Source organism: Sphingobacterium sp. CZ-2 (assembly GCF_004526235.1).
In the GTDB taxonomy this organism is placed as follows: domain Bacteria; phylum Bacteroidota; class Bacteroidia; order Sphingobacteriales; family Sphingobacteriaceae; genus Sphingobacterium; species Sphingobacterium tenebrionis.
In genome coordinates this window covers 1,818,525-1,831,885 of sequence record NZ_CP038159.1, presented here as the reverse complement: position 1 = coordinate 1,831,885, position 13,361 = coordinate 1,818,525, and the positions used below count along the sequence as shown (strand labels likewise).

Annotated in this window: 6 protein-coding genes, 1 rRNA gene and 1 other annotated feature; of the genes, 6 read left to right on the top strand and 1 reads right to left on the bottom strand. The window is 43.2% G+C overall.

Annotated features, from left to right (window positions below):
* The first annotated feature begins 19 nt into the window (after window positions 1-19).
* The 3 genes from E3D81_RS08125 to E3D81_RS08115 all read left to right on the top strand — a co-directional run bounded on the left by E3D81_RS08125 (window position 20) and on the right by E3D81_RS08115 (window position 6,896).
* The gene (locus tag E3D81_RS08125) at window positions 20-3,133 is read left to right on the top strand and encodes a SusC/RagA family TonB-linked outer membrane protein (RefSeq protein WP_134777084.1); all 3,114 of its coding nucleotides are present in this window, start codon (window positions 20-22) and stop codon (window positions 3,131-3,133) included.
* A 10-nt stretch (window positions 3,134-3,143) separates the two neighbouring features.
* Entirely contained in the window at window positions 3,144-5,033 is a 1,890-nt protein-coding gene (locus E3D81_RS08120; RefSeq protein WP_134777083.1) for a SusD/RagB family nutrient-binding outer membrane lipoprotein, read from the top strand.
* A gap of 105 nt (window positions 5,034-5,138) precedes the next feature.
* Complete coding sequence (locus E3D81_RS08115; protein WP_134777082.1) at window positions 5,139-6,896, top strand: alpha-L-fucosidase; 1,758 nt, start codon at window positions 5,139-5,141, stop codon at window positions 6,894-6,896.
* A gap of 387 nt (window positions 6,897-7,283) precedes the next feature.
* Here E3D81_RS08115 and E3D81_RS08110 read toward each other — a convergent pair whose 3' ends face one another.
* Entirely contained in the window at window positions 7,284-8,084 is an 801-nt protein-coding gene (locus tag E3D81_RS08110; protein ID WP_134777081.1) for a transposase, read from the bottom strand.
* A gap of 21 nt (window positions 8,085-8,105) precedes the next feature.
* Window positions 8,106-8,354, top strand: a sequence feature (23S ribosomal RNA rRNA prediction is too short).
* A 180-nt stretch (window positions 8,355-8,534) separates the two neighbouring features.
* On the opposite strand from E3D81_RS08110, the gene rrf reads away from it, so the two are divergent.
* From rrf to E3D81_RS08095, 3 genes are all read left to right on the top strand, one after another.
* Window positions 8,535-8,646 (top strand): 5S ribosomal RNA (gene rrf, locus E3D81_RS08105).
* A 350-nt stretch (window positions 8,647-8,996) separates the two neighbouring features.
* Window positions 8,997-10,469: a S10 family peptidase gene (locus tag E3D81_RS08100; protein WP_099366839.1), complete on the top strand. Its 1,473-nt coding sequence runs from the start codon at window positions 8,997-8,999 to the stop codon at window positions 10,467-10,469.
* Window positions 10,470-13,346 carry a hypothetical protein gene (locus tag E3D81_RS08095; protein WP_134777080.1) on the top strand — a complete coding sequence of 959 codons (2,877 nt, stop codon included), beginning with the start codon at window positions 10,470-10,472 and terminating at the stop codon, window positions 13,344-13,346. It begins immediately after the preceding gene.
* Window positions 13,347-13,361 lie beyond the last annotated feature (15 nt).

Below are 13,361 nucleotides of genomic sequence, written 5' to 3'. Positions count from 1 at the left end.
TCAATTAAATCATCAACAAATGAGTAATCTTTACGCAAAAAGTTGCAGTATAATGTTGGTTATGCTATTGAGCATTACGACATTATTTGCACAGCAAACTGTTACGGGGCGAGTAACAGATGCTAATGGTCCATTGGCTGGTGTCAGTGTAACGGTGGTGGGTACCAACCGGGCTGCACAATCAGATCAAAATGGTAATTACAGCATCCAAGCTGATAATGGCCAAAAAATCCGCTTTTCAAGTATGGGCTATGCTTTCCAGGAAATCACTGTTTCTGGAGCTACCCATAATATAACCCTATCTGCCGACAATAGCAACATTGATGAGGTTGTAGTAACAGCAATGGGGGTTAAAAGAGAGCGCAGAGCGCTTGGATATTCTTTCCAAGAAGTAAAAGGAGAATCTTTAACAGATGCGCGTGAAAATAACGTAGCGAACGCTTTAGCTGGTAAGGTTTCTAACCTTCAGGTCGTTAAAGGTTCTGGAGGACCGGCTTCTTCATCCAAAATTATCTTAAGAGGTTTCAATTCATTAACTGGTGACAACCAGCCTTTGATCGTTGTGGATGGTGTGCCTATGGATAACTTTGTGGGTGCATCCAATAATGACTTCTGGAATCCTACTGCCGATATGGGTAGCGGTCTTGGCGATTTAAACCCAGAGGATATCGAAAGCATGTCCGTATTAAAAGGTGGTGCTGCATCAGCTTTATATGGTTCAAGAGCTTCCAATGGGGTTATCTTGATCACAACAAAATCAGGTAAAGCTAAAGATGGTGTAGGAATAAGTTATTCGACCATTACAGGTATTGAAAACATGTTTATGACACCTGAACTTCAAAGCACATTCTCACAAGGTGCTGGTGGTATTTATGGTCGTTTGGCGAGTACTTCTTGGGGAGCAAAGATTGCTGGCCAGGAAGTCGATATGTGGGATGGTTCTAAAGCCAATCTTTCCGCTTATGACAACATGTCCAACTTCTTTAAAACAGGTTTCAGTACAACACAGAACATCAACTTCCAACAGGCGATTTCTGACAAAGTAAACCTATACACTTCTGCCACTTACCTACATGATGATAGCAAAACGCCAGGGATGAAGTTGAACAGATTGAACTTGATCAACCGTGTAAACGCTAAATTTGGTGAAAGAAACCAATGGAGTACTGATGTAAAAGTACAATACATGAAAAACATGGCTTATAACAGAGCTGTAGGTGGTCATAACGATGGTAACTTCTACTCCCAGGTTCTATTGTTTCCACGTTCATTGGATATTACCCAATTCAAAACAGGGATGGATGAACTAGGGGTGAATCAAATCTGGTATACGGATCCAGCTGATGCACCGGTAAACCCATATTGGGCTGCTCATAATAAGTTGAGTACAGATACCCGCGACCGTTATTTAATGAACGCTACGGTAAAATACGATTTCAATGATTGGTTAAGTGCTGATGCACGTGTAGGTACTGATACCTACAGCACCAAATACGAATCCAAAACCTATACAGGGGCAAACTTGAACAACTCCTACTCTACTGGGGTGGATAAGTTCTATGAAAACAACTACATTGCTAGTATCCACGCGAGAAAAGATAATCTTTTTGGAAACTGGGGTGGTGCTTTGTCGCTTTATGGACAGATCATGGAGAGAAACAGAAATGGAATCAATTCTTCTGCAGGAAACCTACGTGTTCCAAATCTTTTCACATTAGGTAATAACATTGGAAACCCAAGTATTTCTGAAAGTATTTCCAGAAAACAGATCAACTCGGTTTACTCCAGCTTAGATATCAACTATAGTAATTTCTGGTTTATTACTTTGACGGCAAGAAATGACTGGACTTCTACTTTACATCCAGACAATAACAGTTACTTCTACCCTTCTGCAAGTACTTCATTGATCATCTCTGATCTTGTACGTGTAAATGGGGAAATGCCATCTTGGTTCTCTTTTGCAAAAATTAGAGCTTCTTATGCCGAAACTGGTCGTGATATGGACCCATACCAATTATACAACACGTATAATGTAGGTAATGACCCGAACAACGTAACGACAGCTTCCAAAGGAAATATCCTCTTCAATCCAGGTGTAGTGAATGAGTTGCAGAAAAGTTTTGAAGCAGGTTTTGAAACCAGGTTCTTGAATGATCGTATCGGAATCGACTTTGCGTATTACAAAACTAATTCGACCAATCAGTTGATCAATATCCCAATGAACAACCTATCAGGATACCAAGGGTTCAAAGCTAATGCTGGTAATATTCAAAACCAAGGTTTCGAGGTGGTTTTCAATGCGAACATCTTAAGAGATACCCCATTGAAATGGGATCTTAGAGCAAATGTATCCCACAACCAGAACAAAATCATCAAATTACATGATGACGTAAAACGTACGGAACTAGGCGGATATGATGATGTGAAAATCTTTGCTGAAGAAGGCAAGTATTATGGTGCCATCTACGGAACACGATTCTTAAGAGTTGAGGATGTAGAATCTGAGCATTATGGAAAGTTAATCTTGGCTTCCCAAACTGGGCTTCCACAAAAAGCTTCTGGTCCTACAACCATGTTGGGTGACCAAACAGCACGTGCATTAGTAGGTATAACCAACTCTTTTTCTTATAAAAACTTCGGATTGAGCTTCCAGGTCGATGGTCGTTTCGGTGGTAAATTCTTCGCAGGAACACACCGTGCTATACAGTTAAGTGGTTCTTCTGCAGAAACCGTAGTGAATGGTGACCGAGCTAATTTCGTAGTGGATGGAGTTATCTTAGATAAAGACACCTATGTACAGAACAACAAAGAAGTAAGTCCTGAAAATTATTGGGCAGCTGTTGCTGGCAATGGTAACTTGGGGATTACGGAACACAACCTATTGAATGCAACAAACATCCGTATCCGAAACTTAATGTTGAACTACAGCATCCCAAGTCAGGTGCTGAAGTCCTCAGCTGTAAAATCTGCAAAATTCGGAATCTCAGTGAACAATTTGGCGATGTTAAAAAGCTATGGAAAAGGGGTTGATCCAGAATCGACCTTTGCATTGAGCACCAATGCCGTAGGATTTGAATACTTATCTTTCCCAACTTCCAGATCTTTCTTCCTTAATATTTCTGTAGGCTTCTAATTAGACAATCATGAAAAATATCATATCAAAAATAACTTTCGCTTTGCTTATTGGAGGAATAACTGCTTCCTGTAGTAAATTCGAAGAATTAAATACCAGCCCAACAGCGGCGAATGAAAATCAGGTAAAACCTGAATATTTTCTAAACAACGCCATTATTGGCGCGCAGCAAGATCCACACATTGCAGAAAGGGTATATGTGTACTATTGGAAAACCGCAGCAAGACATCATTATTTCAATTACCTAAACATGGGTGTTGATGATGATACGTTTAATGGTGATTATTGGCGTTATATTTCCGAATGGTTGAACAATGCGAACGCAGCCATCGAGATAGCCGAAAAGCAAGCCGCCAATGGAACCGCAGCTGCACACAATGAAAACGTGAAACAAGTGGCTCGTATCTGGAGAGCTTATCTGATGAGTGAACTATCGGATAACTTTGGACCTGCCCCGATCGAATCGTTCAAAGGAACCAACCCAACTTTCAATACGGTTCAAGAGGTTTACAACTATCTTTTTGACGAGTTAAAAGATGCTACCAGCAAAATTGATGTAAGTGTTGCAAATGGTGATATCAAATCTTACGATGCGGCTTATGGTTTCAATTGGGAGAATTGGATCAGATTTGCCAATTCCATGAGGATGCGTTTCGCTATGCGCTTGTCTGAAGTAGATGCGGCGAAGGCAAAATCAGAATTTGAGGCTGCAGTTGCTACGAATAAATTCATCGAAACGAAAGAACAGAACTTTGGTGTTCAAGAAAAAGATGGTTGGGACCCAATTTCAGGCGTCATGTCCAGAAGCTGGAACACACAAATCCTTTCAGCTACCCTCAACAATATATTCATCGGTTTAGGAGGTATTAAAACAGCCGATCAATTTACCAATCAAGGCATAATAGAAAAGATCAAACCTGAGGATGATTTTGGAACACGATATCTTTCCAATTTCTCGGTAAAATCCAACGATCCTTCTCAAGGATATTATTTGGATGGTATGCCAAATAAAATGGACCCACGTGCTTATAAAGCCTTCTTCGTTCCTGGAAATAAAACGGATGGAGAATATTGGCCGGCAGCCAGCACCCAAGAAGCTTCAATCAAGGTTTCAGATACACGGACAGATATTTTAGATACAAAATACACATGGAATGCTTTCACTGGTGGAACATGGGGTGGTCTAGCATCTAACCTTGTATTTCGTGGTCAGAATGGTCGCCTACCTGGAATGATCAACAAGTTCAGAACGAGTACACAGAAAAGGTTGTTCTTTGCTTCTTGGGAATCCCATTTCCTAATGGCCGAAGCGGCATTGAGAGGTTGGTCAACCCCGATGTCGGATAAAGCCGCTTATGAAAAAGGTATTGAACAGAATTTTGAATATTGGGGTGTGAGTAGCCATTTAGCAGCATATAAAGCTTCTACCAACTATAACCGCGTGGGTACTTCTGTAAGTTATGACCATGTTACGGAACCACCTGCTTCTCATACCGTAAAATTCATTGATGCATACACTGGGGCACCTGGAACTGCGCAGATTCCGTATCCATCCAATACCATTTATAAAAATGGTACGGTGAAGAATGATAAACTAACAAAGATCATCACGCAGAAATACATTGCTACATTCCCTTATATGGCTTTGGAAGCATGGAGTGATCACCGAAGATTAGGTTTACCATTTTTCGAAAACCCTGCTGTAGAACAACCAATCCAAACCATGTTACAGTTGAATTCATCTAATTACACAAAAAATCAGGTGAATTTCTTCCCTCAACGTTTGAGATATCCTTCATCTTTCCGCTCTGCCGATCAGACTAATTACGACAAAGCTGTTACGCAGTTGGGTGGTGAAGACCAAATATTTACCCCGCTTTGGTGGGCTAAAAAGAACTAAAGGTTCAATTTTTAATATAATGGTTTCTCGTGGGGCGCCCTGCTCCACGAGATTTTTTTTAAACCCCTTTTTATTATCTTGTAAGCCACAATAAAACCAAATTTTATGAGATCAGCCATCTGTACTTTGTTTCTGATTTGCTACTGTTTATTAACTTCTGCCCAACAACCCAATAAAGCCCAATGGTTAGAGGACGAACGCTTCGGCATGTTCATTCATTGGGGGCTGTACAGTGCCACGGAAGGGATCTGGAAAGGCGAAAGACTTAGACACCCGAACAACTATGCCGAATGGATCCGATACCGGAACCGGATTGGGGAAGCCGAATACGGAGCGCTTGCCAAACGATTCGACTGGGATAAAATCAATCCAGAAGAATGGGTGTTACTGGCCAAAAAAGCCGGTATGAAATACATCATCATTACCTCTAAGCACCATGATGGTGTGGCCCTTTGGGATACAAAGGTAGGTGATTACTCCCTACCCAAATTAAGTGGAACCAATAGGGATGTGATCAAGGAAATTGCTGAAGCCTGTAAAAAACACAACATCAAACTCTGTTTCTATTATTCCCATTGGATCGATTGGCAACATCCATTTGCATGGAATCATAACCAGGAAATTACCGGAAGGGTTACAGATGCTCAATACAACCAATATTGGCAAGAAAAAGTGATCCCTCAGGTCAGGGAGTTGCTAAGTAATTATGGTGATATTGCGATGATGTGGTTTGACATGTGGATCCCCTACCAACAAAGCATCATCAAAAAAGAACAGTTGGACCAATTGGCCAACCTGATCCACGACCTGCAACCCAACTGCTTGATCAACTCCCGTTTGGGGCTACCTATAGAAAACGAACATGTGGACTTCGAAACATTGGGTGATAACCAATTTGGATCGGCTTATACCACCCATATCTGGGAAACCCCTGGCACGATCGCTCATTCCTGGGGATTCAATGCCTTGGAGAACGAATGGAAATCAACGAATCAACTGTTCCAATCTTTGATCAATAATGTGAGCCTGAATGGGTCTTATACCTTAAATATTGGCCCTAGAGCAGATGGATCGGTTCCGTATGAAGGAATTGAACGATTAGAGACCATGGGGAAATGGCTTGCTAACTATGGCGAATCGGTATATATGAACACCGGATTGGAAATTCGGTCTTCCCAACACGATTGGGGAAAGATCACCTTGAATAAAAAGACTGGTGCATTGTATCTGCATGTGTATAATTGGCCATTGGATAAAATTCTTCAGGTAACTGGGCTAAGCAGTAAGCCCAATAAGGTGGAACTATTGACTTCCTCCGGTCGCAAGGCATTGAAATTTGAGCAGAATGGCCCTTTATTGCATATACATTGTGCAGGGGATCAACCTGATCCTTATGTTTCGGTGATCAAGCTGACGATGGATAAGTTGGATATCAACAAGGAAATCGTAGGGGAATCTACATTTGGAGGATTTAGTTTGAATGCTACAAACACGATCAGTAAGGGACTGGAGTATAAGGGATTTGATGGAACTAGCCCGGATCATTTGAAGTTAAAACCGAATCAAAAAGTGAGCTGGAAAGTATATGTACCAAAATCAGGAAATTATCAATTAGAAGCTTCCTTACATAATCCTGCCAAAGAAGATATAGGGCTGACCATTACTGCGAATGGCAGAACTTGGAAGGCAGTGGCCAAGCCTAATGGAAAGATTACTGTGGAACCTAACCAGAATTGGTATGTGGAGGAGTTTTTGGATGTGGTATTGGGTGAATTTTCGATGGATAAGGCGCAGGAGATTCAGGTTGATTTTCAAGCAGAGAAAGAAGTGTTGTTTAATAGGATCTGGCTTTCGGAAAAATAGGATTAAATTTTGGAGAATTAGGATTTGACCTTAGGAGAATTAGGAATTGTTTTTTTTATAAACAGGATCTAAAGAAAAAGCTTCTTTTGGGGTGAGGTGCTTGCTTGCTTTTTTCTTTTTTCAAGTGAGGTGTAAGTCACTTACAACTCACTTACATGGTACATATATCTCACTTGAAAATTGAAGAAAAAATGACTCCTACTATGTCTTGAACTTTCCGCGTCATTGGGAGGCCAGCGTCATTGCGACTCCCACGTCATTGCGAGGAACGAAGCAATCTTCCCGCATGTCATGGTGAGCGGAGTCGAACCATCTGTTCGTATGCCTGCGTACAGATCCTTCGACTTCGCTACCAATGACATGTTGTATAACCTATTGTTAATCAGGTCAATGTATCTTCTCTAATTTCATATCGAACTCCAGTGCCAACCTGTTCAGGTACTTTTCCTTCTGCTTTTTCAATTGTGTTTCATAGGTCTGCACCCCTTGTTCCACATAGGTGGTCCCCTTTACCATCAGTCGCCAATACTGTGCTGCCAATTTGTTGGCCATGGCTTTGATGGCGATCATAGGCCCTTTTCTGGCCCGAAGCCTTCGTCCGAATTCCCCGATCGCTATTTTCTTGCTCTGTAGGAGTCCCTGTGCAATGACCCGGAATATCTGTCCGGTCAGCGGTTTCCCCTTCCGCTTGACCCTTCTGCTACTTGTGCCCGAGCTGTTCTGCCCCGGAGATAGCCCCAGCCAACTTGTGAAATGCTTCTCCGTGGCCCATCGTTCCAGATCGTTTCCCGTCTCGCTGTAGATCTGCATCCAGGTATAGTCCGTGATCCCGGGCAATATGGTGGCATCCCTGCCCTGGAAGAGGTCCAGCAGATGGGCGCCAAGGTCCCTGATGTCCGGCCTGTTGTGCCGTATCGGTTTCCTGGGCCCTGACTGGGTCCCTTTGCCGCCATCGCCGCCCTTCTGCAGCAGGGCTTCCAGCTTATGGTCACATTCGGCAATCTGCTTCATGTAGAACAGATAGGCCTCATGGGCGATCCTTAGGGCGAACACACCCCTTTCTGTATAGAAACCCTCCAGGGCGGCAAGGATCTCCTGGGACTTGGTCCTGCGCAGCCTGGTATGGCACAGGGACAGCAGGACACCAGGATCGCGCTCGCCCGACAGGATGGCACCGATGACGGCCATACGGTCCCTATCTGTTGTGGGCGCTGGAAGTTTGAGTGGATCTGACCTTAGTACGAGAGGACCGGGTTGGACGGACCGCTGGTGAACCTGTTATGCCGCCAGGTGTACGGCAGGGTAGCTACGTCCGGGATAGATAAGCGCTGAAAGCATCTAAGTGCGAAACTAGCCACGAGATGAGACTTCCTCATAAGGGCCGTCGAAGATGACGACGTTGATAGGCCACAGGTGTAAAGGTTGAGAGACCAAAGCCGAGTGGTACTAATAACCCGAAGCTTTCCAATGCGGATAGTACTGTTGTCCTCTCTCTTTTTTGATCCTTTCTTCCAATAACATGTCAATGACGGCTCCGCCGGCATTGACAGTATCAGGTAGTTAGTAGTCAGTATTTAGACCACTGCATGCGTGGTACGGTGTCAAGTAAATAAAAAGAACAATATCTCATAAAGATCTTCAGGTGCCTATATCGGCGGTGTCCACCTCTTCCCATTCCGAACAGAGAAGTTAAGCCCGCCAGAGCCGATGGTATTGCCGTAACAGGTGGGAGAGTAGGTCGGCGCCTAATTTTACAAAGGAGCCCCGTTATCGATAGATGACGGGGCTTTCTGTTTTTATGCGTTTTTTCGTATATTCGGAGGGCTTTGAAAACCGCCACGCGTCATTGCGAGGAACGAAGCAATCTTCCCGCATGTCATGCTGAGCGTAGTCGAAGCATCTACATGTGGCACCCGTACAGATCCTTCGACTGCGCTCAGGATGACAAAGATTCGATCACAGCATTACAAAGGGCGCCGCATATCCAAAGATTGCTTCCTCGTACCTCCTCGCAATGACGGAGGGCGCCATAGGTCTAACTACTAAATACTAATTACTAAATACTAATTACTAAATACTGATTACTAATTACTAAATAAAATGAAACACCTTTTCTTTTCCATGTTGGCAGTATGCTTTATCTCCATAACACATGCCCAACGTATTCCCTTAGCTGATTCCGCGGTAACTACCAAACACCAGATCACCGCTAATGGACAAAAATTTTCCTATACAGCCAAAGCAGGCACCCAACCCGTTTGGGATAATGCTGGAAAGGTCTTGGCAACTGTTCACTATACCTATTACTACCGCGATGATATTCAGGATCGCAATAAAAGACCCTTGGTAATTTCCTTCAATGGTGGTCCAGGTTCTGGCTCCGTATGGATGCACTTGGCCTATACCGGTCCACGGTTATTGAATATTGATGATGAAGGATATCCCTTACAGCCCTATGGCGTCAAGGAAAATCCTTATACTATTCTCGATGTAGCGGACATCGTATTCATCGATCCGGTAAATACCGGTTTCTCCAGAATACTGGATGAAAAGGCAGATCGATCATTATTCTTTGGTATTAATGCCGACATCCGATATCTAGCAGAATGGTTGAATACCTTTGTGACAAGGAACAATAGATGGGCCTCTCCGAAGTATTTGATCGGGGAGAGTTATGGTACCACCCGCGTATCCGGACTTGCCCATGAACTTCAGAACAACCAATGGATGTACCTCAATGGTGTGATCTTGGTATCTCCAACAGAATTGGGAATCAAAAGGGATGGTGCCTTGGAAAAAGCCTTACGTTGGCCCTATTATGCAGCAGCAGCCTGGTTCCATAAAAAATTACCTTCCGATCTGCAGAGCAAGGAATTGGAAGCGATGCTGCCCGAGGTGGAGCAGTTCACCATGGATGAATTGTTACCGGCTATAGCAAAAGGCTCTAGCTTAGATGCCAACAGTAAAGCAGCCATCATTAAAAAGATGGCCAGGTATTCCGGATTGTCGGAAACGGTCATTGCCCAGAACAACATGGATATCTCCACCAATCTGTATTGGAAAGAACTGTTGAGGGATCAAGGTATGACCATCGGTCGTCTGGATTCCCGCTATTTGGGAATCGACATGCGCGATGGCGGAGAACGCCCCGATTTTAATGCGGAACTGACTTCCTGGTTGCATTCCTTTACTCCAGCCATTAACTACTATTATGCCAATGAACTGAAGTATAAATCGGATGTGAAATACAATATGTTCGGCAATGTTCATCCTTGGGACAACAGCAATGATAATACTGGGTACAACTTAAGACAGGCCATGGCTGCCAATCCATTCCTACATGTTATGGTTCAGTCTGGTTATTACGATGGGGCATGTGATTATTTCAATGCAAAATATAATATGTGGCAGATGGATCCATCGGGTAAACTGGCTCCAAGAATGAGCTTCAAAGGGTACCGCAGTGGACATATGATGTACCTGCGAAAAGAAGACCTGATCAAGGCCAATGAGGACATCCGACAGTTCATCAAATTATCTACTCCGAAACCCGATCAAGCAGCGAAATATTAAATGAAAAAATACTTTTTTCTTCTTTTTCTTGCTGTATCATCTGTCCTGACCCTAAATGCGCAGGACCTATTGGACGATCTACAACAGATCCAAACCAAGCTGGAAAAAGAGATCACTCAGCAGCGCAAATCGTTGGAAGATCGGAAATCCGATCCGGCGAAGGTAATGAACCGCCTACTTGACCTTGGCGATTGGACTTATGTAAACACGAAATTACCCACGATTAAGAATCTATCCAGGGTCGATAAAATCGATGTTCAAGCAAAATATAATTGGCTGAACAATGAATTCAAGATGGTCGAAGAACTTTTGAGCGAATTGAACCAGAAGGAATCCAGCCATCTAAAAATCCAGAAATGGAAAGCGATCCTCTTGATCGAAGCTTGGCAATTGGAGGAGGCAGAGCAACTGATGAAAGCTATTCTGCCGCAAACAGCCAATGACCTGGATTATGCCATGGTATTGGGAAGGGCGCTGATGCTACAGAAGAAATATCCGGAAGCATTGCAACTTGCTAACGATCTGATCAAGCATTTCCCCGATCAGGCAGCAGGTTATTTCCTAAAGGCGGATGTATTTTTCTGGGACCAGAAACCTAAAGAAGCAGAGGAAGTGTTGGTTAAAGGCTTGAAGTTGGATCCGTTCCATGCCGATGCTAGATTCTATTGTGGATATGCCATTTGGAGACGAATTGACGCCACCCAACTGGATGCCATGGTTGGACAATGGGAAATCGCCCTAAAATTGAACCCATTGCATTTCCAATCGCATTGGCATCTCGGAAATGGACATACCAACCTGACTTACGCCGATTACCTGGATAAACAGGAAAAGGAAATTAGACAAGATCTTAATCAGGCGGATAGTCTGTTCACGGCCAATAAAATCAATGAATCCTATCAGGTCATCGATCGGATTAGTACAAAATATCCAAACTCTGTATTACCGGCTATGCATAAAGCATCGCTCCTATACAGCGATTTTGATGCATTAGATCGATTAGAAAGGTTAAGGAATTCGGAGAATCTATTTATCGAAATCCTACAAAAGAAAAAACATTATGGGCCGGCGCATAATGGATTAGCGGCTGTCATTAAATCCAAACGGATCCCATACTTGAAGACATATGATCGCATCATGCAATCCCTCCGGAATCCGAAGATTGATAACATGGAAGATTTCCTGGAAGTCTTTCCCGATGTGGCTTATTATCCTGGAAATGTAGCAAAAGGAATGGCCTGGAACCAGTTATATACATCAACGGTTTACTTTCCATTCCTCGTCAAACAGCACCGCTTATTTGTGATTCCACCATTGCACATTGATTTGGCCATTGCCATGAAAGCACCTTATTTCAGGTTCAATACTACGTTTGACAATAGGCAATGGATGGATATCAGAGGCGTGGGTTCAGGTGCTGCAGCCATTGAATATGTGGAACGTGGTGCTTTTGAGGAACGAAATGTATTGCTGCATGAATATGTACACCTGTTCCACGGCATGGTACTTACCGACGAGCAGAATAGAAAGATAAAATCGCTCTATTACAGCGCGATGGAAAACGGTAGGACCTTGGACTACTATTCACAGAACAATGAATCGGAGTATTTTGCACAGACCTATCCGGCTTACTTTGAAAAAGTGAAAGTGCATCCCTTGGATTTTAAATCCATGAATACCTTGGCCGACCTGCAGACAAAGGATCCGGAAATGTATGCCTTCCTTGATCAACTGATCAAAAAAGAAAAGGCATACCTGGCAGGGGATCACAAAGCGATGGCTTCCAATTGGTCTCAGGTTTATTTGAATCTGGCAAATTATAGCAGCAGGAATGACTTGGATGAGGCGATTAGATTGATCGATACGGCCTTACAATATGATGCGACCTATCTTCCGGCAATCCTTGCCCATGCGGAATTCCTTACCTCCCAAAAGAAATTTGAAGAGGCAAACCAAAAATTGAACCAAGCAAAAGCATTGGATGCTGATTATGCGCCAATCTATTTAGCAGAAGCGCGATTATTGGGGGCAAAGGATCCTGGAAACGTCGATGGCCTGGCGAGATTATACCAAAAAGCCTATGAACTGGAAACGGATTATATGGAACAGGCAAGGATCTCTGCCACGCTCCGTAATTTTTATTTCTATCGGGGAAGGTTAGTTGAAGCCCTTGAAACGGCGGATGAATATATCAAAAAAGGATCAGAGATTTCAACCTACCTGAGGGACAGGAAAGACGAGGCAAAAATCTTTGCTGCTTGGCAGCGGGCACTATTAGGCGATAAAGAACAGCTTAAGACTTTAGCGCACATCTCTGCGCAGAAACCACAGAATTATGGCATCCGGATGCAATACCTGGAAGCTTTATTGGCCAATCAGGAAGCTGATAAAGCTTTGGAGAATCTGGATAAGATCTACCCGACCTTACAAGCAACACAAGCTGGCCGAGCTGATTTTGAATTGCTGTATGCGGAAGCCTATGCGCAGAAAGGAGATCTTAAATCCCTGTCGGATTTCTTAGCAAAATTGATGGTGAGGGACGGTGATCCTTCCAGAACTTCGCCCGTAAATAACCTGAAAATCACTAGGCTGTTAATAGCGCAGAATAGGATAGCGGAAGCAGAGGCTTTCTTCAACAAAATGGAGGGAGAGCATTCTTCCCTATATTATGCATCTGAAGAATTGACTAAGGCGCTTTTCTCCATGAAAAAAGGGGGTAGCGAAGCCGCTTTCCTTCAGATCCAAAAAGCCTTGGATTTCTATCCTTATCAGATGGACGCCTTAAAGACCTTAAAAGAATGGTCGTCAAAGATGCCTGAGGCAAAAATTATATTGGATAATCATTTAAAAACCATGGAAATTCTTCCAAAATTATAGCATCTTTATCTTTTC

Bases quoted from the DNA above. Each gene is read 5' to 3' on its own strand.
- E3D81_RS08110 (WP_134777081.1), bottom strand. From the start codon at position 8,084: ATGGCCGTCATCGGTGCCATCCTGTCGGGCGAGCGCGATCCTGGTGTC.
- E3D81_RS08100 (WP_099366839.1), top strand. From the start codon at position 8,997: ATGAAACACCTTTTCTTTTCCATGTTGGCAGTATGCTTTATCTCCATA.
- E3D81_RS08095 (WP_134777080.1), top strand. From the start codon at position 10,470: ATGAAAAAATACTTTTTTCTTCTTTTTCTTGCTGTATCATCTGTCCTG.
- E3D81_RS08115 (WP_134777082.1), top strand. From the start codon at position 5,139: ATGAGATCAGCCATCTGTACTTTGTTTCTGATTTGCTACTGTTTATTA.
- E3D81_RS08120 (WP_134777083.1), top strand. From the start codon at position 3,144: ATGAAAAATATCATATCAAAAATAACTTTCGCTTTGCTTATTGGAGGA.
- E3D81_RS08125 (WP_134777084.1), top strand. From the start codon at position 20: ATGAGTAATCTTTACGCAAAAAGTTGCAGTATAATGTTGGTTATGCTA.